Genomic DNA, 21,307 nt, shown 5'->3' on the forward strand with positions numbered 1-21,307 from the left:
CCGACGCGCCTCGCTCAGCCGCAGTCCGCGTCGACCCGGGCGATGACCTCGAAGTCCTCCGGCGAGACCGTGAGCCCGTAGTCGAGGAGCACGGCCGCGAACCGGTCGACGTACGTGCAGGCGTATGCGTCGGCCGGAGGCATCCACCCGGCGGGGCCGGAGTCCGACTTCGCCTGGTTCGCGGGGCCGTCGACCGCCGACAGGTTGGCGGGGTCGTTCGCGAACGCCTCGCGCTCGTCGGTCGACCACGTCGACGCCCCGTGCCGCCACGCGTACGACAGCGGAACGACGTGGTCGATCTGCACGGCCTGCGAGGTGTCGGGCCCGCGCACGAACGAGATGACCGTGTCCGTGTACGGATCGTGCAGCGTTCCCGTGCGCACGATGCAGCTCGCGCTGTCGGCGCGGAACCGCACATCGACGAGGTCGCGGATGAGCACGTCGTTGCGGGTGTCGCATCCGTTGCGGTCGACATCGAGCCACGCCTCGCCGAACAGGTCGCGGTCGTACGTCGGTTTCGACGACGGCCCGGCGACCACGAGACGCGCGAGGTCGGGGTCGAGGGGTGCCACGGGGCCGGATGCCGCGGGCTCGGCCGGTGCCCCGTCGGCCGTCCACCCGTCGCCCTCCGGCCCGTACACGTACACCCAGGCGGCGGCCGCGAGGACGATCAGGAGCAGCACGGGCAGGGAGACGCGGCGGGAACGTCGGCGACGGGGCATCCGCTCATTCTCTCGTGCGCCGCGCGCACCGGATGACCGCGGCCCGCCTCTAGAATCAGGCGGGTGACCCGCCGCCGCAGCCGAGACGAGCAGTCCGTCACCGGCGTCGAACCGACCGCCCTGCCCGACGACGCGATCCGCGACGACCGCCCGCGGCACACCCCCCTGTGGTCGCTGCTCTCGGGGTGGCTGCTCGGGCTCGAGGCGTGGCTGCGCTCGCACGGGGGCAGGGGGCTGCGTCGCGGCATCCGACTGTTCTGGGCCGTGGTCGCCGCGGGCGGCGTGTTCCTGCTCGTGGGACCGGTGATCAATCCGCCGATGACGCTCGACGACATCACGTCGTCGGCCTCGCACGCGACCGACGACTGGATCGCGAAGCGGTTCGCCGCCGAGTACCGCATCGAGCGGGACGCCGACGGCGACAGGCCTGGTCGGCTCCGCGCCGAGGTCGAGGAGCGGATCGACGCGTACTTCCCCGACGACGTCGACGCGACCGGAATCCAGCGGGTGCTCGCGACCGAGTACGAAGGGCATTCGCTCGACCCTTCGGCGATCTCGGCGACGCTCGACGGGGAGCCAGTCGAGGTTCGCACGAGTCGCAGTGCGACGCAGCTGACGGTCACGATCGACGCCGGCGAGCCGCTCACCGGCGATCACGGGTTCGAGCTGCGGTATCGCATGCAGGACCTCGCCTACGTCACGGTCGACGAGGCGACCGGCGCCACCGTCGACCTCCTCCAGTGGGACGTCTTCGGCCCGTCGTGGCCCCAGGCCTTCACCGGGCTCGACGTCGCGATCACGCTGCCCGACGACCTGGCCGACCGGCTCATCCGCCAGCCCCGCGGCAGCATCGCGTGGACGCTCGTCGGCGGCGGCGAATGGCTCGAGCCCGAGGCCGACGGTGCGCCGGGCGAGTCCACCTACCGCATGACGAACGACCAGAACATCCCGCCGCACGCGCAGGCCTGGTTCACGATGAGCTTCGATTCCGGCACGTTCGCGATGCCGCAGCCCTCGCCGCTGTTCGTTCTGCAGTCCTTCGGGCCGCTGGTTCCGCTCGTGCTGCTCGCGATCGCGCTGCTGTTCGCGTTCGCCGCCCGCACCGTGGCCTGGGCCGACGCCCGCGGCCGGCCATGGTTCATCGCCAGGAACGACCCGCCCGACGTGACACCCGGCATCGCCGCGCACGTGCTCGGGGCGCCGCGCACCCTCGAGCTCGGCGAGGCGCTCGCCGGCATCCCCCGGTGGAAGGCTCGCGCCGCCGACGCCCGCGCGGCCCGGGTGCGCGCCGGCCGGGTCGCGCGCCGCGCCGGCCGGGGCGGCGACCTCCCCCGCGCCCTCTCGCGGTACTGGTTCGGCGCCGATCGACGCACGGTCGTGGCCGACGGCCTGCGCCGTGTGCCGGCCGGGTTCGTCCGCGACGCCTTCCTCGCCGGTTCCCCCGCCCTCGTGCTCGTGCAGTGGGGGCTCGTGCGCCAACTCTCGCACCAGGCGAAGCTCGCGATCGTGTGGTGGCCCGTCGCCTTCGTCCTCGCCTCGACGGTGATCGCCGCGATCGTCATGTGGATCGCCTGGTCGTCGCGCCCGCTCACCCGCCGGGGAGCGTTGCTGAAGCAGCACCTGCTCGGCGTCGAGGTCTTCGCCGAGCGCACCCTTCTGTTCGAACGCGGCCCGTCGAACGACGCGGCACTCGCCTATGCCGTGCTCGGCGCCGAGCCGAGGCCGACCGGGCGACGCGTGGCGACGATGCTCGACGGCGAGCTCGGCGACGCATCCGCCGCTCGCAGGTGGCGCTCCCCCGGGTACCTCACCTGGCCCCGCCTGCTCGTGATCGGGGCATCCCTGCTGCTGCTTCCCGGCATGATCGCGATGATCGCACTCGTGCCGAACCCGTACGAACGAGGCATCCGCACGGCCGCCTACGACCAGGACCTGCCCGGCACGCTCTGGACGACCGTCGAGTCCGCCGACATCGTCGGCGAACTCTCGCGCGCCGACGACGGCCTGGCGGTGCTGCGTGTCACCGAACGGTTCGACGTCGCCTTCGACGACTCGGGCAGCCGCGTGCCGCAGTTCGCCGACCAGTGGCGCAACGAGGTCGAGGGCCAGTCGCTCGACCTCCATGTCGACGCGGTGCGCATCGACGGCGACGACGTGCCGTTCGCGACCGAGCAGGTGCGCGACACCCTGCTCATGCATACGAAGCTGACCGACGTGCTGTCGGGTACGCGCGAGGTCGTGGTCGAGTACACGCTGGGTTCGGCCGCGGTCGCGGCGACGGGCGATGAGGGCGGGTACGGCCAGGGGTCCATCGTCGATCGCGTGCGCTGGGCGGCACTCATCGAGGACTGGGACTACGCCTCGTCGTGGCGCGACCTCGACTCGATGCGGTTCGCACCGACCAGGGTCGAGTTCCGCGTGGCCGACGACCTGTTGGCCCTCACGACCGAGGCCGGTTGGATCACGCGCGACTCCCGGGCTGCCGACGAGCCGCGGGACTGGCCCGAGACGGTCGTGCCGTTCGGCGAGGTCGACGAGACCGTGACGGACCTCGATCTGCACGGCACCGAGGAGACGATCGAGCAGGCGACGGATGCCTCGGGCAGCACCTTCGTCGCCGCGGTCACGTTCGAGGACACCGACTACGGCGTGCCGCTCGCACTCTCGGTCGACGACCTCGGCGTGCGGCTCGACTTCCCGGCCGGCACGTTCGTCGGCCCCGATCAGGACGTCCGTCGCTCGTGGCAGGTCTCGGCAGCGCTGCCCTTCGCGGTGACGCTCACGCTCGAACTGCTCGCGATCCTCATCGGCGGGCTCGGCGTCCTCGCCGGCCTCGCGCGCATTCCGGCGGCCTTCCGGCCCGGCGTGTTCCGCGACCTCGTCGTCTGGTTCGCGCCCGCCGCAGCGCTCACCTCGACGGTCGGATTCTTCTGGCTCTGCGGCGACATGGTGCCCGATCACCCCGTGCTGCCCGCGCTCGGGCTGCCCCTGCTCGCCGCGATCGTCGCGGTCATCGCCGCGCTGATCCTCACGCGCCGCGGACGGACGCCCGAGGAGGTGCGCGAGGAACTGGGCCGGGAATGATCACAGCGCGGGCATGAGCACAGCGCACGCATGAGCACAGCCCGGGCATGACGAAAGCCCCCGGCCACTGGGTGGCGGGGGGCTTTCGCAAGAAGCTCGCGGAATCTTCGAGAGCCGCGTCTGTGAAGACGCTTAGCGGCGCAGGCCGAGACGCTCGATGAGCTTGCGGTAGCGGTTGATGTCGACATCGGCGAGGTAGCCGAGGAGACGACGGCGCTGACCGACGAGGAGGAGCAGGCCACGACGCGAGTGGTGGTCGTGCTTGTGCTCCTTCAGGTGCTCGGTGAGGTCCTTGATTCGCTTCGTGAGGAGCGCGATCTGGACTTCGGGGGATCCAGTGTCACCGGGGTGGGTCGCGTACTCTTCGATGATCGCCTTCTTGACGTCTGCTTCGAGTGCCATAGATGGGATCCCCTTTCTCTTCGTTGCGCGCTGCCCGGGGCCTGATGCCTGGGCTCTCTTGATGCGCGGCCGTTTCACGGCAACCTGAAGAGTCTACCAGAGCGGATGCCGCGCCACGGCCCTGTGCGGAACCCCGGCCCTGCACGCGTCGGCCGTTCTCGAACTCGGCCTGTGGATGACGCCGTCGAGTCGCCGAGGTTCCGCATACGATACCGTCGCAGCATCCGCCGCCCATCCGAGAGGGAACCCCGTCGTGTCCGATTCACCGAAGGAGCCCGGCCAGGGCAGCAACGACCCCGCCGGGCCGCCGCCCATCCCGACCCCCGCCGAGCTCGGCGTCGCCGAGGAGCCGACGGCACCCGAGCCGACGGCATCCGAGCCGACCGCGTCCGAACAGCCGGGCGCGGCCGAGCAGCCGGTCGCGGCCGAGCCGACCTTTCCCGAACCGCCGGCCGTTCCCGAACCGCCGGCCGCCTACTGGACGCCGACCGAGCTGCCATACGGCCACGCGCCGACGCCGTCGCCGTCGCCGTCGCCGTACGGTCCCGCGCCGACCGTGTCGCCGGAGGGCGCAACTCCGGTCGTTCCGGCGTACGCCGCCCCCGCGGCGCCCCCGCCATACGGCACCCCCGCGGCTCCTCCGCCATACGGGGCCCCCGCAGCGCCCCCGCCATACGGCACCCCTGCGACTCCCCCGCCATACGGCACCCCCGCGGCGTCGGCGGCCGACGCGCGCAACGCGCTCGGTCTCGCCGCCCTGATCGTCGGCATCGTCTCGATCGTGCTCGCGGCGATCCCGTTCCTGGCCTTCGTCGCGTGGCTCCCTGCGCTCGTCGCGATCGGCCTCGGCATCGCGGCGCTCGTCACCAAGCGCTCGCGGCGCAGGGGCCAGGGCATCGCCGGCCTGATCCTCGGCGCGCTCGCACTGGTCCTCGCGATCATCATGAGCGTCGTGTCCGTGATCCTGGTCACGACCGCGTCCATGGACGCCATCAGGGACTCCGCCGGCGCCTATGACTTCGACGACTCCTCTGACGAGTACGACGACTCATATGACGAAGCCCCCCTCGATCTCGAGATCGTGGGCGGTTCGGCCACGGGCGACCGCACCGATCCGTTCCCGATCGGCGAGACCGTCGAGGTCGCGAACCTCGGCGAGCCCTACTATTCGATCACCCTCGGCACCCCCGACCTCGACGCCGATGCGGTCATCGCGGCCGAGAACGAGTACAACGAGACGGCTCCCGACGGGTCGTCGTACATCCTGCTTCCGGTCACGGTCGAGTTCCACGGCGACGCTGCCGACCCCGGTGAGACCGGCTCGCCATGGGAAGACGTCTACGTCTCGTTCGAGACGGCCGACGCCGAGGTGATCGACGAGGAGTTCGCCGTGATCCCCGAGCCGTTCTTCGACCTTCCCGACCTGCAGCCAGGCGAGAGCGCGACCGGCAATATGGCGTTCATCATCCCCGACGACCAGATCGAGGGCGGAACCTGGGCCGTCACGGTCGGCTGGCAGATCGAGTTCCACTCCGCAGTCAGGTAGACGAGACTCGTGCCATGGCCTTCGTCATCAGGCGCGTCTACGCCGAGCCAGAGGCATCCGACGGGTTCAGGATGCTCGTCGACCGGTTGTGGCCGCGCGGGGTGAGCCGGCAGTGGGCCGAGCTCGACGCCTGGAACAAGGACGTCGCGCCCTCGCCCGAGCTGCGCACCGAGTGGCACCACGACCCGTCGCGGTTCGACGAGTTCGCCGCTCGATATCGCACTGAGCTCGACGCGAATCCGGCGGCCGAGGCGCTGCTGGCGTTCGGCGACGAGCAGGAACGCGAGCACGGCCGCGTGACCCTCCTCTTCGGCGCGCGCGACGAGCACGTGAACCACGCGGCGGTGCTGCTCGAGTGGCTCGCCGAGCACGGTGCGGCGGTCGAGCGCCTGGAGTAGGGACGCTCAGGCGCCCAGGCGCTCACGCCTCACGCGCTCACGCGCTCCGCGACTTCTCGAGTGGTTCGAGCAGCCGAGCGAGTCGATGTCGCGACCCGCCGTTCGCCCCGTCCACCGGGTACGGGGCTGGAGCCTCAGCGGCATCACGATCGTGCCGAGGGTCGACATCGCCGCTGTGCGAAAGCGTGCGAGATTCGTCGATTGATCTGGGATTCCGGAGCAGGGGCATGCGGGCCGGAATGTCGGTGGGTGCTGTTTGGATGAAGACATGCCAGCAATCATCGACGCCCCGCCGCTCACGGTGTTGCAGTTCAGGCTGGAGGCGATCTCGGCCTACGACGGCATCATTCGGCGGGCGCAGGCCGATCAGTACCGGCATGTCCAGCTCGCCCGTGAGGCCGCGGCCGTGGTCGAGGGCGTGACCGACGCGAGCAGTCCCGCCGAGCGCGATCTCGCAACCCGGTCGTTCATCGCGGAGCTCGCGACGATGCTGGGTCTGCACGAGACATCCGCTTCGCGTCTGGTCGCCGAGGCCGAACGACTGACCGGTGCGCGGGCGGGCACCCTGGCCGCGCTCGAGGCCGGGCAGCTCTCGCTCGCCCAGGTGCGATCCGTGCTCGAACTCACGCAGGGGCTGCCGGTCGAGGTCTCCGACGCCGTCGAACGTGTCGCCCTCGATGCCGCCGCGGCCGCGGTTGCTGATGGCGTCGTGTCCACGAATGCCGAGCTGCGGCGTCGCATGCGGCGGGTGCGTGAACGCCTGCACCCCGAGCCTCTCGCCGACCGGCGTGAGCGGGCGATCGCTGAGCGGCGTGTGTGCCTCGAGCCGGCACCCGACGGCATGGCCTGGCTGAGCCTGTTCCTCGAAGCCGAACGTGCCGTCGCGATCGAGCACCGGCTCCACGCCCTCGCCCGACGCGAGCCGGCGGCCGGTGATGCGCGCACCCTTCCGCAACGCGCCGTCGACGTGGCCGGCGACCTGCTCCTCGGCGGCGTGCTCACCACGCCCGGCTCCGCGAGTGGTTCAGTCGCGAACTCTGCCGCCGGCCCCGCCACCGGTTCGGCCGCCGGCCGCGCCACCGGTTCGGCCACCGGTTCGACGGCCGGTTCAGGCGCCGGGCATTCGGCAACACCAGCGACCGAGACCACCACCGGTTTCCTCGGTACCGTGCAGCCGCGCATCAACGTGACCGTGCCGGTGCTGACCCTGCTCGGCGTCTCCGACGAGCCGGCCGAGCTCGAGGGCTACGGCCCCATCGACGCTGACACCGCCCGCAGACTCGCCGCGCACGCACCCTCGATGCGCCGCATGCTCGTGCACCCCGAGACCGGCGCCATCCTCAGTTACGGCCGCGAGACCTACCGCGCCCCGGCCGACCTCGCCGGATTCGTCCGCGTCCGCGATGGCCGCTGCCGCTTCCCGGGCTGTTCACGCCGCGCCGATCTCGCCGATCTCGACCACACCACCGCCTGGCAGCACGGCGGCCACACCGACGCCGCCAACCTCGCCGCCTTGTGCCGACACCACCATCGCCTCAAACACGAGAGCGGATGGCGCGTGCGACACGAAACAGGAGGTGTCATGCGATGGACCTCTCCGGCGGGTCATCTCCTTCGAACACTGCCCGAACGGCCGTTCATACCGGTTGCGCGGGGTGGAGGTTCGGAGCCGCCGCCCACTCGGCCGAGCGCAGCGGAGGATCGCCTCCCACTCGACCCGGCCTCGCCAGAGCTCATCCAGCGTTATCCAGAACTCATCCAGCGCTATTCGGCCCCGGCAGGTTCGGTGCCGACTGATTCGTTCCCGGCAGATTCGGTCCCGGCAGACTCGGTCCCGGCAGATTCGGTGCAGGCAGGTTCGGTGCCGACTGACCCGCTCGCGGTCGCTGAGCTGGTCGATGCCGAGTTCGAGGCACTGGTCGCGTCGATCGTGCGCACCGAAGACTTCGCCCCGAATCGCTCCTGAGACCCGGAACGGCAGGCTCGACGACATGATCCTTCCCGATATCGGCTTCGACCTCGATTCGGCTCCCGACGACGAAATCGACATCGAACTCACCGCGGCACTGCTCACGGCTGCTCCCGGCGTGGACGGTGACGAACTGATCAGGAGAGACTCGAGCAGCAGATGACCCGAGCAGTTGTGCACACTGACCGGTGACGAGACCCACGGCTGATGCCGCGACATCCGCTCGCCCGACCGCCGAACCGGCCGCCCCTACGGCGCCAGCAAAAAGATCGCCGGCCACCCCGTGTGCGCGTACACGATGACCGCGAACACGACCGCGTCGAAGAGCATGTGCACGACGAAGACGTAGAGCAGCGACTTCGTGAGCTTGAACGTGTAGCCCTGGATGAGCGCGAACGGAATCGTCAGCAGCGGCCCCCACGACTGGTAGCCGAGCTCCCACAGGAACGACACGAACACGATCGACTGCAGCAGGTTCGCCTGCCACGACGGAAAATGCCGACGCAGCAGCACGAAGACCGTGCAGATGAAGAAGAGCTCGTCCCAGGTGCCGACCGCGGCGACGCCGACGAACAGGCGCGCGATCGTGTCGGGCTCGGTCACGGTCGGCCAGTTCTGGTAGACGCCAGACGTGATGAAGTAGAACGGCAGAATGAGCCAGCCCGCGAGCGTGACGAAGATCAGGTAGAGCCACTGGGTGCGATTCCAACGGCGACCGGTGCGCCACGGAAAGCGGATCACGTGCTCGCGATACACGAACCGCGAGATGACGTACGGCACGATCACGGCGAGCCCGAGCACGACGGCGAAGCGCACCATGCCCTCGTCGCTGAGGTCGGCCTTCAGCGACACCGTCGAGATGATGACCTGACCCACGGCGATGAGCGCGAGGTCGGCGAGTAGCCGTTCGGTGCGCCCCGAGCGGTCGCAGAGCCACGCGACGACGAGCCCGACCGCGAGCATCGCGTACCCCGCGATCGGCATCATGAACCCGAACAGCAGCACCGCGGCACCGCAGACGAGCAGGGCGGGCAGCAGGGCGATCGGATGCGTCCGCAGCGCGAGAGCGTCGCTCGGAACGGACACCGCTTACTCGTCTTCGCGGAGCGAGCCGCGCCGTGAGGCCTCGACCCAGCGGGAGAGGAACACCGCACCGGCCTCGTCGTGGATGAGCTCGCCCGCGGTCAGCACGGGGTACTCGGTCGCCGGGATGCCCTCGGCGGGGCGCACGTCGACGTGCCGCACCCGTTCGCCGCGCTCGTGCAGCCAGTCGGCCATGCGGTAGTCGCCGCGCGAGTCTCCCATGGTGCGCCAGTGCTGCGGGCGGATGCCTCGCTCGTCGAGCAGTGCCACCGCGCGTTCGGCGCCGAGGTCTTTTCCGAGCCGCACCGACTCGATGTCGGTCGAGATGATCGTGGGATCGATGCGCCAATGCACCCGCCCCGCGGCATCCGGTCGCTCGTCGCCGCCCCGCACCGTGCCGAATCCACGCGCGGCGAGACGATCGTGGGCGTGGGCGTCGAAGCGCGGCTGGGCCTCGAGGTAGTCGACGGATGCCACGTGCACATGCTGCTCGACCGAGACCATCGCACGCTTGGTGTCGTCGAAGAACGCGAACTCGTCGAAATGATCCTCGACGTAGGCGCGCATGTCGGCGGCGAAGTCGGCGGGCATCGCGAGGTCGAGGTCGACGAAGACCTCGCCGAGGCCGCGCTGGTCGATCGCGGCCCACACGGCGCCCTTCTCGCAGATCGCCCACACCGGAGCGCCGGGTTCGAGGCCGGCTGCGAGCAGCGGCGGCACGACCTGCTCGGCGATGAACGCGTCGGAACGACCCGTGTTGAAGATCACCGGATTGCCCGAGTTCGCGAGCGCGGCGAGGTCGCGGGCGATCGACGGAATCGCGATCGACCGGCTGACCGGGCTCGCGATGGGGCCGTCGACGTCGAGCAGGAGGCCGAGCAGAGGGGCGGATGTCACGATGCCAGCCTATTCGGGCCATCGCAGTCCGCGCGCCGCGCCGCCCGCCGTCCGTGGAGATGTCGGCGGCGGGTGCGAGCATCGACGCATGCCGACGATCGTTCCGCCCTACCTGCTCGACCGCATCGCCGAGGCCGCAGAACCGCGGTTCCCGCTCGCCGCCGAGGCGGCCAGGCGCGCCCTGCTCCGCGAGCCGCCGGCGCGCCTGCCGCTCATCGTGCCCGACGTGCCCGATCAGCCGAGCGTCCTGCCCGACGCGCCGTCGCAGCCCGACCGCCGCATCTCCGACGCCGAGGGCCGCGAGGTGCTGCCGGGCCGGCTCGTGCGGCGCGAGGGCGAACGCGCCACGGGCGACGAGGCCGTCGACGACGCCTACGACGGGCTCGGCGACACGCACCGCCTCTTCGACCGGGTGTTCGGGCGCGACTCGATCGACGGCGCCGGCATGCCCCTCGAGGCCACGGTGCACTTCGGCCGGGCCTACGACAACGCGTTCTGGGACGGCGAGCGCATGGTGTTCGGCGACGGCGACGGCGAGATCTTCCGCGGGTTCACCGACTCGCTCAGCGTCATCGGACACGAGCTGGCCCACGGCGTCACCGAGCACACCGCACGGCTGCGCTACCAGGGCCAGTCGGGCGCACTCAACGAGCACGTCTCCGACGCCTTCGGAGCACTCGTCGAGCAGTACGCCCTCGGCCAGGACGCGCGGGCTGCGACCTGGCTCATCGGCGAGGGCATCTTCACCGACGAGGTCGAGGGCCGCGCGCTGCGTTCCATGCTCGAACCGGGCACCGCCTACGACGACGACGTGCTGGGCCGCGACCCGCAGCCCGCCCACATGCGCGACTACATCGAGACCGTCGAAGACAACGGCGGCGTGCACCTGAACTCCGGCATCCCGAACCGTGCGTTCGCGCTCGCCGCCCGGCAGATCGACGGCTTCGCCTGGGAGAGCGTGGGGCGCATCTGGTACGACACGCTCACCTCCGGCCGACTGGAGCCGAACGCCACGTTCGAGCAGTTCGCCGACGAGACGATTCGACAGGCCGAGACCCGCTTCGGCACGGGTTCGCGCGAGGCCGAGGCGGTGCGCGAGGGCTGGCGAGAGGTCGGCGTGCCGGGGCGGTGACGAGGGCATCGGAGTAGCCTGCGTCCTATGGACGTCTTCGTCTCACGCAGCGGCGGCATCGCCGGCATCCGGCTGACCTGGCACGTGCGCGTCGACGAGCAGCCCGACGCCGACGAGTGGATCCTGCTCATCGAGGAGATCCCCTGGAACGAGGTGCCACCCGCGCCGCCGGAACCCGACCGGTTCACCTGGGACATCCGGTGCGAAGGCGAGCCCGCAGAGGGTGAGCCGGCAGAGGAGGTCACGCTCGCCGAGCGCCAGCTCACGGGGCCGTGGCGGGAGCTGGTCGATCGGGTGCAGGAGACGGCGGATCCGAAGCGCGAGGCGAGGCAGGCACCCGGAGCGAGATGAGCACCCCGAGCGAGATGAGCAGCTGCGCCGCGAGATAGGTCGACATCACGGTCAGGTCGTGCAGGGGGTTCTCGTACCCCGGCAGGAATCTGCCGAGGCCGAGCACCGAGTCCGAGACCACGAAGAGCGCGCCGCCGATCGCCATGATCCTGCCGCGGGCGGCGGCGAACGCCGCCATGAGTCCGAGCACGAGTCCGTAGACCGCGTCGGGCACGAACAGCACGCCAGTGTGCGGGCCGAGCAGGGCGAGGAAGCCGGCGAACCAGACGACGTAGACGAGCGTCCAGAGCGGCGGTCGGCGACGCGCTCCCGGATTCCGATCACGCGGCATGCGCAGGAACAACGTGATGTACGCGAGATGCGCGAGCAGGAACCCGCAGAGCCCCACCACGAACATGCCGTCGAACGACAGGGCGACATCGCCCGCCCAGGAGAATCCGAGGGCCACGAGCAGCAGCCACGGGGCCCTCGCTCCGGCCGATCGCGATGCCAGCACGACGCCCAGCGCGAGCAGCGGCATGAGCAGCGCCTTCGTGCCGGTCACCGCCCAGCCGGGCCCCGTCTCGAGGAGCACGAGGTGGATGGCGCTGAGCGCTAGGTACGGGCTCAGCATGAGCAGGGTCGTGGACGTCTTCGGCACCCGCCGATCGTAGCCGAGCGGATGATGCGTGCACGACGAAGGCCGCCGGCGTCCGCCGGCGGCCTTCGTCTCGTTCAGGTGATGCGGTGCAGCGTCGTTCAGCTCACGCCGAGCAGGTCGATCACGAAGATCAGGGTCTGGCCCGAGAGGCGGTGCCCGCCGCCGGCGGGGCCGTAGGCCTTGTGCGGCGGAACGATGAGCTTGCGGCGCCCGCCGACCTTCATGCCGGGGATGCCCTCCTGCCAGCCGGCGATGAGCGCTTGCAGCGGGAAGTTGATGGACTGGTTGCGGCTCCACGAGGAGTCGAACTCGTCGCCGGTGTCGTACTCGACGCCGAGGTAGTGCACGTCGACCGTCGAGCCGGGCGTCGCCTCGGCGCCGTCGCCCACCACGATGTCCTCGATGACGAGATCTGCGGGGGCCGGGCCCTCGGGAGCGTCGACCTCGGGCTTGCTGTTCGTGTCAGTCATGTCCTCCATCCAATATGAGCCGGCCGCCCCGGACAAGCGTCCACCCCCCTCTTGCGCTGACTGCGAACATGACGCACGCTGGTCTCCTAAGAAACTCGTCGTCCCGCAGAGTCGTCGGCAATGCCACACCGCAGGGCGGCGAGTTTCTTCGTCTGCCGGCCCGAGACGCGGGTCACGCGTCCATGAGCCGCGAGCGGATCAGGAACCGCACGCCCTCCGGCGCCTCCACCGAGAACCCGCTGCCGCGCCCCTTCACGACGTCGACGGTGAGATAGGTGTGACGCCAGTAGGCGAACTGCTCGGTCGACATCCAGAACGGCACGACGCGCGGCGCCGCAGCATCCGCCCCCGCGGCATCCGCACCGATGTCCAGTTCGCCCAGCAGCACGTCGGCGTCGCTGGTGATGAAGTCGCCCGCCGGATAGCACATGGGCGAGCTCCCGTCGCAGCATCCGCCCGACTGGTGGAACATGAGGGGACCGTACTTGCCCCAGAGCATCGCGAGCAGGTCGGATGCCGCGGGCGTGAGTTCCACCCGCGGCATCCGCTCCCCCGCGACGGTGATGGAGGCGACGATCCTGCCGAGGGACGCGAGCCCTGGCGCATCAGCATTCAACGGCGCATCGGCGCTCATCACGGCACCCGGATCAGAAGAACCCGAGCGGGTTCTCGTTGTAGCTGACCAGCAGGTTCTTCGTCTGCTGGTAGTGGTCGAGTGCGGCCTTGTTGTTCTCGCGTCCGATGCCGGAGGACTTGTAGCCGCCGAACGCCGCACCCGCGGGGTAGGCGTGGTAATTGTTGACCCACACGCGACCGGCCTGGATGTCGCGGCCCGCCCGGTACGCCTCATTGCCGTTGCGGCTCCAGACGCCGGCGCCGAGCCCGTAGAGGGTGTCGTTCGCGATCGAGATCGCGTCGTCGTAATCGGTGAAGCTCGTCACGGCGACGACCGGACCGAAGATCTCCTCCTGGAAGAGCCGCATGCGGTTCTGCCCCTCGAAGATCGTGGGCTGCACGTAGTAGCCCTCGCTGAGGTCGCCGCCGAGATGGGCCCGCTCGCCGCCGAGCAGCAGCTTCGCGCCCTCCTGCTTGCCGATGTCGATGTAGCTCAGGATCTTCTCGAGCTGGTCGTTCGAGGCCTGCGCGCCGACCTGCGTCTCGGTGTCGAGCGGGTTGCCCTGCTTCGCGAGCTTCGTGCGCTCGATCGCGTCGTCGAGGAACGAGTCGTAGATCGACTTCTGGATGAGCGACCGGCTCGGGCAGGTGCACACCTCGCCCTGGTTGAACGCGAACAGGCTGAAGCCCTCGAGCGCCTTGTCGTAGAACGTGTCGCGCTTGTCGGCGACGGACTCGAAGACGAGGTTCGGGCTCTTGCCGCCGAGCTCCACGGTCGAGGGGATGATGTTGTTCGACGCGTACTGCAGGATGAGCCGGCCGGTCGTGGTCTCCCCCGTGAACGCGATCTTGCGGATCCGGTTCGACGAGGCGAGCGGCTTGCCCGCCTCGACGCCGAAGCCGTTGACGACGTTCACGACGCCGGGCGGCAGGATGTCGGCGATGAGCTCCATGAGCACGAGGATCGAGGTCGGCGTCTGCTCCGCCGGCTTCAGCACGACGGCGTTGCCCGCGGCGAGCGCCGGCGCGAGCTTCCACACGGCCATGAGCAGCGGGAAGTTCCACGGGATGATCTGCCCGACCACGCCGAGCGGCTCGTGGAAGTGGTACGCGACCGTGTCCTCGTCGAGCTGCGTGAAGCTGCCCTCCTGCGCACGGATCAGGCTCGCGAAGTACCGGAAGTGGTCGCTCGCGAGCGGCAGGTCGGCGTTCAGCGGCTCGCGGATCGACTTGCCGTTGTCCCACGTCTCGGCGACGGCGAGCAGTTCCAGGTTCGCGTCGATGCGATCGGCGATGGCGTTCAGCACGGCGGCGCGCTTCGTCGCGCTCGTGCGGCCCCACGCGGGCGCGGCCTTGTGCGCGGCGTCCAGTGCCGCGTCGATGTCGGCGGCGGTGCCGCGGGCGACCTCGGTGAACGGGCGTCCGTTCACGGGCGAGATGTTCTCGAAGTAGGCGCCCTCCTTCGGCTTCACCCACTCGCCGCCGATGAAGTGCTCGTAGCGCGGCTTGAACTCGATCAAAGCGCCGGCGGTGCCTGGCGCGGCGTACACGGTCATCGTGTCTCCTCGTGACGTCGTTGTCATGTCGTTGTCATGGCGCCCCGCCGGGTGGTTCTGCGGGGCACGCGTGACGCTACGCGTGCGGGGGTTGCAGGTGCGTTGCAGCGGTATGGTCCGACGTGCTTCAGCCTTGCGCTCTCTCGAGGCGCTCGAGGTGGGCGACGACCGTCGCACGGCGGGGCGACCGCCGCGGCAACGCGGCCAGGAGCGCCCGCCACACCTCGGTGTCGGAGAGGTTCTCATCGCGCTCGGCATACCAAGCCAGCAGGTCGGGAGCGGCATCCGACAGCATCGACTCCCGCAACCTGCCCGCGAGCTCCTCGCGGATCTCGACGATGCCCGGCGCGACCGAGCCCGGCAGCACCGGCCCGGCGTAGTGCTCGGCCGCACGGCGGATCGAGCCGCGGGCGAGCAGCTTCGCGACGGATGCCGCATCGAGGTCGACCTCGCGGGCGAGCCGGTACGGGCGCGATTGCATCGGCGGTTCGCCGACCGCGTCGAGCACGCGGCGGAGCCGGACGAGCTCGGCGCGAACGGTGACCGGCGAGACCTCCCGCTCCGAGAGGAGGATCGCCAGCCGCGCCGCACTGAGGCCGGCCGGATGCCAGGCGAGCAGCGTGAGGATCTCGGCGTGCCTCGGGCTCAACTCGACCGCGCCGAGCGTCGGCCGTCGCACGCCGAGCACCGTCAGCCGGGTGCGCGGCACCGGCTCGGTCGGGACGGCGCGCACCCGTGCGCGACGCACCGTCGCCTTGACCGCCGTCTCGAGGCGGGCGATGCGGAGCTCGGCCTCGACCGCGGCGACCGTCGCCGAGACGAGCGAGAGCGCATGCGGGGCGACCGCGAGGTCGGTGCCGGTGATGTCGATGACGCCGAGCAGTTCGCCCGTCGCGGGGTCGTGCACCGGCGCCGCCGTGCAGCTCCACGGATGCACGATGCGGTTGTAGTGCTCGGCGCCGCGGATCTGCACGGCGCGGTCGAGGGCCAGCGCGGTGCCGGGAGCGCTCGTGCCGACGCTCGCCTCCGACCAGTCGGCACCCGCGACGAAGAGCATGTCCTCGGCGCGTCGGCGGAGGGCGGCGTCGCCGTCGACCCAGAGCAGCCTGCCGTGCGCGTCGCCGATGGCGACGACGAGACCGGAGTCCTCCGTGCCGTCGACGAGCAGGCGCCGGATGACGGGCAGCACCGGCGTGAGCGCATGCGAGTCCCGGTAGTCGCGGAACGCGAACTCGTCGAGGTCGATGCGCGGCAGCGCGTGATCGGGATCGATCGAGCCGCGGATCGCCCGCTCCCACGATTCGCGCACGACCGGGCGGAGCGACGGCGGCGCGGTGCCGGTGGCGATGGCGGTCGCCTGCGCGAGTTCGAGCAGATCGCGCAGGGACGCCTCGGGACGCAGCCCGGACGTGTGCGGGTACCGCGGCACGGGCATGCCGACTCCGATCGCCGTCAATCAGGATGCGGCAATCCTACGTCGAGCGCTCGGGATCCGGCAGGGGCGACGGCGCGTCCGGCAGTGCCGCGTCAGCCCGCGATCGCCCGTCGGTCGGCCGCCACCCGCTCGAGCAGTTCGCGCTCATCGGCGAGACGGCGCGCGAGGGCGGCATCGTGACCGGCCCGCCCGGTGATGATCGCCTGCCGGGTGAACGCCAGCCGCGTGGCATCCGCGATGAATCGCCTGACCTGCGCTGTACGGGGCGGATGCTGCGACCTGCCCCAGGCGATCGCGGCGTTGCGGCCCGCCGAGGTCGCGAGGCCCTCGACCTCGTCGGGGTTGAACCAGCCTGCGGCCGCGTACTCGAGCAGTCGATCGCGCGTGATCATGCGCTCCTGTCGACGCAGCAGCACCGTGATCACGATCGCGCCGATGAAGATCGGCACCTGCACGAGCAGGTACAGCACGACCGCGTCGGAGGCGAAGGTGAGCGACCCGTTCCAGAGCGCGTGCAGCGCGACCGCGCAGGCGAGCCCGCCGAGGAAGAACCCGATGATGCCCGGTCCCCGCGTGCGACGCGCGCCGAGGCCGACCGCCACGCCGGTGCATGCCGTGAACAGCACATGCGCGAACGGCGAGAAGAGGCCCCGCACGACGAAGGTCGCACCGAGCGCCGCGCCGCCGCCCTCGATGAGCGAGGAGCCGAAGTAGAGGATGTTCTCGGTGAACGCGAACCCGGCCGCGACGGTCGCCGCGTAGACGAGCCCGTCGACCGGGCCGTCGAAGTGGCTGCGCGAGAACGTGAACAGCAGCAGCACGCCGAGGCCCTTGGCGACCTCCTCGACGAGCGGCGCCTGCACGACGGCCTGCATGGCGTCGTCGGGCCCGGCCGCGATCGCGAACGCCATCGCCAGCTGCACGCCCGTGTCGACGACGAGCGCGATCGCGACCGACACCGCGGCGCCCCAGAGGAACGCGAACCAGAGCGCCCACCGCGGCTCTGGCTCCCAGCGGTCGATCCAGCGCACCGCGAGCAGCACGATCGTGAGCGGTACGAGGGCGAGCAGGGAACCGACGACGAGCGTCGAGGTTCCGAGCGCCCACGCGAGGTAGGCGAGCACGGCCGCGCCGACGAGCGCGGCCACGACGATGCCGATCGGGCCGAAGACGGCCTCGCTGGAGATGCGCCGGCGCGGGCGCTGCTCGGGCGATGCGGCGGGGGCCGGGAAGGGAGTGCTCACTGCGCCGCCTCGAACATGACGCCGGGATTCAGGATGCCGGTCGGGTCGAACAGCGCCTTGATGCCGCGCTGCAGCTCGAACGAGTCCTCGCCGAGCTCGTCGGCGAGCCAACGTCGCTTCAGCACGCCGACGCCGTGCTCGCCCGTGAGCGTGCCGCCGAGGGCGACGGCCTCGCGGAACATCTCGTCCGCCGCCGCCCAGACGTGCTCGGGCACCTCGCCCGGCTCGCCGTCGAAGACGAAGTTCGGGTGCAGGTTGCCGTCGCCCGCGTGCGCGAGCGTCGGGATCTCGAGGTCGTGCGAGGCCGCGATGCGCTCGATCGCGCGGAACATCTCGGGCAGGCGCGACCGCGGCACCGCCACGTCCTCGATGAGCACCTGCCCGCGCGAGGCGAGCGCCGTGTGCATCGTGCGGCGGATCGCGACGAGTCGGTCGCCGGATGCCGTGTCCGTCGACGTCGTGACCCGGCCGCCGGCGCGCTCGAAGATCGCGGCGATGACGACGGCCTCGGCGGCCGCGCCGGCGGCATCCGTCTGGGCCAGCAGGAAGGTCTCGCCGGGGGCGAGCGTCGCGAGCGGCGTGCCCTCGAGCGCCGCCGCACCGAGGTACTCGGCGACCCGCGCGAGCCCGGCGGCATCGATGAGCTCGAGCATCGCGGGGCGAAGCCTGGCGGCCGTGACCGCAGCGGATGCCGCGGCCGCCGCCTCGACGTCGGGGAACATCGCCGCGACGGTGACGACCTCGCCGGTGACCGCCGGCCGCAGGCGCACGGTCGCCTCGACGATGACGCCGAGCGTGCCCTCGGATCCGGTCATGAGCGCGGTGAGGTCGTAGCCGGTGACGCCCTTGACCGTGCGGTGGCCGGTGCGCAGCAGACGCCCGTCGGCGAGCACGACCGCCAGGCCGAGCACCGACTCGCGCGTCACGCCGTACTTCGCGCACAGCAGGCCGCCGGCGTTCGTGGCGATGTTGCCGCCGATCGAGGAGATCGCGCGGCTGGCCGGGTCGGGCGCGAACCAGAGGCCTCGTGGCGCGAGCAGGTCGTTGAGGTCGCCGTTGAGCACGCCCGGCTCGACGACCGCGAGCTCGTCGGCCTCGCTGATCTCGAGCACCCGGTTCATGCGCGAGACATCGAGCACGATGGCCCCCGCGCTCGCGATGGCGCCGCCCGCGAGGCCCGTGCCCGCGCCCCGTGGGACGACCGGCGTGCCGGTGGCGTGCGCGATGCGCATGACCGCCTGGACGTCGGCGACGGATGCCACGTGCACGAGTGCGAGCGGTGCGGCGGCGCTCCTCCACCCGGATCGGTCCTCGCGGGTCGCGTCGAGCACGGCCGGCTCGGTGGCGACGGCGGACCCGAGGTCGGCGATGAGCTGGGCGAGGACGGCGTGCGGCATGCCGCCAGCATAGGCGGCCCGGGTGATGTCCGATTTCCGCGAGTGGGTGTCGGTGGCGCGTGCGAGGGTTGAGGCATGCCAGTCCTCGACACCCGCGCCGCAGCAGCCGTCGCCGACCCCGCCTTCGACGAGCGCTACCGCGCCATGCAGGCTCGCGACGCGCGGTTCGACGGGCAGTTCATCACGGGCGTGCACTCGACGGGCATCTACTGCCGGCCGAGCTGCCCTGCGGTCTCGCCGAAACCGTCGAACGTGACCTTCTACCTCACCGCCGCCGCCGCGCACGAGGCGGGGCTGCGGGCGTGCAAACGCTGCCTGCCCGATGCGGTGCCCGGCTCCCCCGAATGGAATCTGCGCGACGACCTCGCCGCGCGCGCCATGCGCCTCATCGCCGACGGACTCGTCGAGCGCGAGGGCGTGCCGGGGCTCGCCGCGCGACTCGGGTACACCCCTCGGCATCTCACGCGCGTGCTCACGGCCGAACTCGGCGCCGGGCCGCTCGCACTCGCCCGCGCCCACCGCGCGCAGACCGCCCGCACGCTGCTCACCTCGACGACGCTGCCCGTCGCCGACGTGGCCTTCGCCTCGGGGTTCGGCAGCATCCGGCAGTTCAACGACACGATCCGCGAGGTCTACGAGCGCAGCCCGCTCGAGGTGCGCGCTTCGGCCCGTGCACGAGAGCGCGGGGCGCCCGCGCCGACCGGCCTGCCCGATTCCGGCGTGGTGCACCTGCGCCTTCCCGCGCGGCCTCCCTTCGACGCCGACGGCGTCTTCGCCTGGCTCGCCGCGCGCACCGTGGCCGGGGTCGAGCAGGCCTGGTCGACGCCAGACGGCCGACCCCGATTCCGCCGCACGCTGCGGCTTCCGGGCGGCCCGGCGCTCATCGAGCTCGCACCGACCGACGACGACGCCCTCGGCAACCGCAACCCCGGCATCCACGTGACCGCACGACTCGCGGGTCTCGCCGATCTCCCTCCACTCGTGGCGCGCGTGCGGCGGCTCTTCGACCTCGATGCCGATGCGATCGCCATAGATGCCGCACTGGCCGCCGATCCGGCGCTCGCGGCCTCGGTCGCCGAGGTACCCGGCATGCGGGTGCCCGGATGCCTCGACCCGCACGAACTCGTCTTCCGAGCCCTCATCGGGCAGCAGATCTCGGTCGCCGCCGCCCGCACCGCGCTCGGGCGCCTCGCGCACCACCTCGGCGAGCACGTTCCGCTTCCCGACCCGACCGCTCCGTCGGTGCTCTTCCCGACGGCCGCGGCGATCGCCGAGCACGGTGCCGAGGTGCTGCGCGGTCCCGCCGCGCGCATCCGCACGATCGTCGACGTGGCGAACCGGCTCGCCGCCGGCGAGCTCGCGGTCGCCGCCGATCGCGAGCGTCACGACCTCGAGTCGCAGCTGCTCGAGGTCCCCGGCATCGGTCCATGGACGGCCGGGTACGTCGCCATGCGGGTCACCGGCGCGCCCGACGTGCTGCTCACCGGCGACCTCGCGCTCCGCAACGGCGCCGCGAACCTCGGGCTCCCGCACGCCCCGCGCGAACTCGCCGCGACCGGGCTGCGCTGGGCGCCGTGGCGAAGCTACGCGTCCATGCACCTCTGGCGCGCGGCCTGAAAGGTCTGATGTCTGCGACGCTGCGCGCTAGCATTCCCCTATGGCCGTCACCGACGAAGCGATCCTGAAGATCAAAGAGATGATCCTGACCGGCGAGCTCGCGCCCGGCGATCGCCTCCCGCCCGAGAAGGAGCTCAGCGACCGGCTCGGGCTCTCGCGTTCCTCGCTCCGCGAGGCGGTCAAGGCGCTGGAGGTCATCCGCGTGCTCGACGTGCGGCGCGGCGACGGCACCTACGTCACGAGCCTCGAGCCCCGGCTCCTGCTCGAGGCGATGTCGTTCGTCGTCGACCTGCACGACGATCAGTCGGTGCTCGAGATCTTCGCCGTCCGGCGCATCCTCGAACCCGCTGCCGCATCGCTCGCGGCGCGCAACGTCGACGCCGAGACCGTCGAGCGCCTGCGCACGGTCGTCGCCAGCGTCGATGACGCGACCGATGTCGAGGGGCTCGTGACGCACGACCTCGAGTTCCACCGCGGCATCGCCGAGGCCACCGGCAACGCCTACCTCGCGAGCCTCATCGACTCGATCTCGGGCCACACGGTGCGCGCGCGCGTGTGGCGCGGCATCACGCAGGAGAACGCGGTCGATCGCACGCTCCACGAGCACCACGCGATCCTCGACGCGATCTCGATCGGCGACGCCGAACTCGCCCACGCGCTCACCCTGACCCATGTGAGCGGCGTCGAGCACTGGCTGCGCTCGGCGCTCTGAGCGGCGCGCCGTCGAGCACGGCGGCGCGAACGGCACG

The 21,307-nt window shown here is 71.2% G+C and carries 20 protein-coding genes; 9 read left to right on the plus strand and 11 right to left on the minus strand.

The window, feature by feature from the left end:
- Positions 1-14: 14 nt before the first annotated feature.
- Entirely contained in the window at positions 15-722 is a 708-nt protein-coding gene (locus AC3IPY_RS12370; protein WP_489184578.1) for an HNH endonuclease family protein, read from the minus strand.
- A 63-nt stretch (positions 723-785) separates the two neighbouring features.
- On the opposite strand from AC3IPY_RS12370, the gene AC3IPY_RS12375 reads away from it, so the two are divergent.
- Entirely contained in the window at positions 786-3,806 is a 3,021-nt protein-coding gene (locus AC3IPY_RS12375) for a hypothetical protein (protein WP_489184579.1), read from the plus strand.
- 132 nt (positions 3,807-3,938) lie between these two features.
- Here AC3IPY_RS12375 and rpsO read toward each other — a convergent pair whose 3' ends face one another.
- Positions 3,939-4,208 (minus strand): 30S ribosomal protein S15, encoded by a 270-nt coding sequence (rpsO, locus tag AC3IPY_RS12380; protein ID WP_056658110.1) that lies wholly within the window; start codon positions 4,206-4,208, stop codon positions 3,939-3,941.
- Positions 4,209-4,461: 253 nt separating this feature from the next.
- Between rpsO and AC3IPY_RS12385 the strand changes: the two genes are divergently transcribed.
- The 4 genes from AC3IPY_RS12385 (at position 4,462) to AC3IPY_RS12400 (ending at position 8,284) form a co-directional block, all read left to right on the plus strand.
- Positions 4,462-5,754: a DUF4190 domain-containing protein gene (locus AC3IPY_RS12385; protein WP_489184580.1), complete on the plus strand. Its 1,293-nt coding sequence runs from the start codon at positions 4,462-4,464 to the stop codon at positions 5,752-5,754.
- A 14-nt stretch (positions 5,755-5,768) separates the two neighbouring features.
- Entirely contained in the window at positions 5,769-6,152 is a 384-nt protein-coding gene (locus tag AC3IPY_RS12390) for a DUF488 domain-containing protein (protein WP_489184581.1), read from the plus strand.
- Between the two features lie 268 nt (positions 6,153-6,420).
- Positions 6,421-8,118 (plus strand): HNH endonuclease signature motif containing protein, encoded by a 1,698-nt coding sequence (locus AC3IPY_RS12395; protein ID WP_489184582.1) that lies wholly within the window; start codon positions 6,421-6,423, stop codon positions 8,116-8,118.
- A 25-nt stretch (positions 8,119-8,143) separates the two neighbouring features.
- Positions 8,144-8,284, plus strand: a complete 141-nt coding sequence (locus tag AC3IPY_RS12400; protein WP_489184583.1) for a hypothetical protein — start codon at positions 8,144-8,146, stop codon at positions 8,282-8,284.
- An 86-nt stretch (positions 8,285-8,370) separates the two neighbouring features.
- Here the strand turns inward: AC3IPY_RS12400 and AC3IPY_RS12405 are convergent, their stop codons facing one another.
- Together AC3IPY_RS12405 and AC3IPY_RS12410 are read right to left on the minus strand one after the other, a co-directional pair.
- Positions 8,371-9,207 carry a CPBP family intramembrane glutamic endopeptidase gene (locus tag AC3IPY_RS12405; protein WP_489184584.1) on the minus strand — a complete coding sequence of 279 codons (837 nt, stop codon included), beginning with the start codon at positions 9,205-9,207 and terminating at the stop codon, positions 8,371-8,373.
- Positions 9,208-9,210: 3 nt separating this feature from the next.
- Positions 9,211-10,104, minus strand: coding sequence for a hypothetical protein (locus tag AC3IPY_RS12410; RefSeq protein ID WP_489188325.1), 894 nt, complete (start codon positions 10,102-10,104; stop codon positions 9,211-9,213).
- Between the two features lie 85 nt (positions 10,105-10,189).
- Here AC3IPY_RS12410 and AC3IPY_RS12415 point away from each other — a divergent pair, with 85 nt between their 5' ends.
- Both AC3IPY_RS12415 and AC3IPY_RS12420 read left to right on the plus strand, forming a co-directional pair.
- Positions 10,190-11,233, plus strand: coding sequence for a M4 family metallopeptidase (locus tag AC3IPY_RS12415; protein WP_489184585.1), 1,044 nt, complete (start codon positions 10,190-10,192; stop codon positions 11,231-11,233).
- Between the two features lie 27 nt (positions 11,234-11,260).
- Entirely contained in the window at positions 11,261-11,584 is a 324-nt protein-coding gene (locus AC3IPY_RS12420; protein WP_489184586.1) for a protealysin inhibitor emfourin, read from the plus strand.
- Here AC3IPY_RS12420 and AC3IPY_RS12425 read toward each other — a convergent pair.
- From AC3IPY_RS12425 to AC3IPY_RS12455, 7 genes are all read right to left on the minus strand, one after another.
- Entirely contained in the window at positions 11,496-12,224 is a 729-nt protein-coding gene (locus AC3IPY_RS12425) for a lysoplasmalogenase (RefSeq protein WP_489184587.1), read from the minus strand. The genes AC3IPY_RS12420 and AC3IPY_RS12425 overlap by 89 nt on opposite strands.
- Positions 12,225-12,322: 98 nt before the next feature.
- A complete protein-coding gene (locus AC3IPY_RS12430) occupies positions 12,323-12,694 on the minus strand; it encodes an FKBP-type peptidyl-prolyl cis-trans isomerase (RefSeq protein WP_489184588.1) in 372 nt (123 codons plus the stop codon).
- A gap of 172 nt (positions 12,695-12,866) precedes the next feature.
- Positions 12,867-13,328 (minus strand): DUF779 domain-containing protein, encoded by a 462-nt coding sequence (locus tag AC3IPY_RS12435; RefSeq protein ID WP_489184589.1) that lies wholly within the window; start codon positions 13,326-13,328, stop codon positions 12,867-12,869.
- Between the two features lie 13 nt (positions 13,329-13,341).
- Positions 13,342-14,865: an acetaldehyde dehydrogenase ExaC gene (exaC, locus tag AC3IPY_RS12440; RefSeq protein WP_489184590.1), complete on the minus strand. Its 1,524-nt coding sequence runs from the start codon at positions 14,863-14,865 to the stop codon at positions 13,342-13,344.
- 127 nt (positions 14,866-14,992) lie between these two features.
- Positions 14,993-16,300 (minus strand): GAF domain-containing protein, encoded by a 1,308-nt coding sequence (locus AC3IPY_RS12445; protein ID WP_489184591.1) that lies wholly within the window; start codon positions 16,298-16,300, stop codon positions 14,993-14,995.
- Between the two features lie 92 nt (positions 16,301-16,392).
- A complete protein-coding gene (locus AC3IPY_RS12450) occupies positions 16,393-17,544 on the minus strand; it encodes a PrsW family intramembrane metalloprotease (protein WP_489184592.1) in 1,152 nt (383 codons plus the stop codon).
- Positions 17,541-18,941 carry an FAD-binding oxidoreductase gene (locus AC3IPY_RS12455; RefSeq protein ID WP_489184593.1) on the minus strand — a complete coding sequence of 467 codons (1,401 nt, stop codon included), beginning with the start codon at positions 18,939-18,941 and terminating at the stop codon, positions 17,541-17,543. The genes AC3IPY_RS12450 and AC3IPY_RS12455 overlap by 4 nt, the downstream gene beginning before the upstream one ends.
- 75 nt (positions 18,942-19,016) lie before the next feature.
- Between AC3IPY_RS12455 and AC3IPY_RS12460 the strand changes: the two genes are divergently transcribed.
- Positions 19,017-20,558, plus strand: coding sequence for an AlkA N-terminal domain-containing protein (locus AC3IPY_RS12460; RefSeq protein ID WP_489184594.1), 1,542 nt, complete (start codon positions 19,017-19,019; stop codon positions 20,556-20,558).
- 40 nt (positions 20,559-20,598) lie between these two features.
- The gene (locus AC3IPY_RS12465) at positions 20,599-21,270 is read left to right on the plus strand and encodes a FadR/GntR family transcriptional regulator (RefSeq protein ID WP_489184595.1); all 672 of its coding nucleotides are present in this window, start codon (positions 20,599-20,601) and stop codon (positions 21,268-21,270) included.
- Positions 21,271-21,307: the final 37 nt, after the last annotated feature.

The sequence above is a fragment of the Agromyces sp. GL_144 genome, from assembly GCF_057834305.1.

Coding starts and splice junctions, on each gene's coding strand:
- AC3IPY_RS12370 (WP_489184578.1), bottom strand. CDS start 722: ATGCCCCGTCGCCGACGTTCCCGCCGCGTCTCCCTGCCCGTGCTGCTC.
- rpsO (WP_056658110.1), bottom strand. CDS start 4,208: ATGGCACTCGAAGCAGACGTCAAGAAGGCGATCATCGAAGAGTACGCG.
- AC3IPY_RS12390 (WP_489184581.1), top strand. CDS start 5,769: ATGGCCTTCGTCATCAGGCGCGTCTACGCCGAGCCAGAGGCATCCGAC.
- AC3IPY_RS12395 (WP_489184582.1), top strand. CDS start 6,421: ATGCCAGCAATCATCGACGCCCCGCCGCTCACGGTGTTGCAGTTCAGG.
- AC3IPY_RS12400 (WP_489184583.1), top strand. CDS start 8,144: ATGATCCTTCCCGATATCGGCTTCGACCTCGATTCGGCTCCCGACGAC.
- AC3IPY_RS12415 (WP_489184585.1), top strand. CDS start 10,190: ATGCCGACGATCGTTCCGCCCTACCTGCTCGACCGCATCGCCGAGGCC.
- AC3IPY_RS12420 (WP_489184586.1), top strand. CDS start 11,261: ATGGACGTCTTCGTCTCACGCAGCGGCGGCATCGCCGGCATCCGGCTG.
- AC3IPY_RS12430 (WP_489184588.1), bottom strand. CDS start 12,694: ATGACTGACACGAACAGCAAGCCCGAGGTCGACGCTCCCGAGGGCCCG.
- AC3IPY_RS12435 (WP_489184589.1), bottom strand. CDS start 13,328: ATGAGCGCCGATGCGCCGTTGAATGCTGATGCGCCAGGGCTCGCGTCC.
- exaC (WP_489184590.1), bottom strand. CDS start 14,865: ATGACCGTGTACGCCGCGCCAGGCACCGCCGGCGCTTTGATCGAGTTC.
- AC3IPY_RS12445 (WP_489184591.1), bottom strand. CDS start 16,300: ATGCCCGTGCCGCGGTACCCGCACACGTCCGGGCTGCGTCCCGAGGCG.
- AC3IPY_RS12455 (WP_489184593.1), bottom strand. CDS start 18,941: ATGCCGCACGCCGTCCTCGCCCAGCTCATCGCCGACCTCGGGTCCGCC.
- AC3IPY_RS12460 (WP_489184594.1), top strand. CDS start 19,017: ATGCCAGTCCTCGACACCCGCGCCGCAGCAGCCGTCGCCGACCCCGCC.
- AC3IPY_RS12465 (WP_489184595.1), top strand. CDS start 20,599: ATGGCCGTCACCGACGAAGCGATCCTGAAGATCAAAGAGATGATCCTG.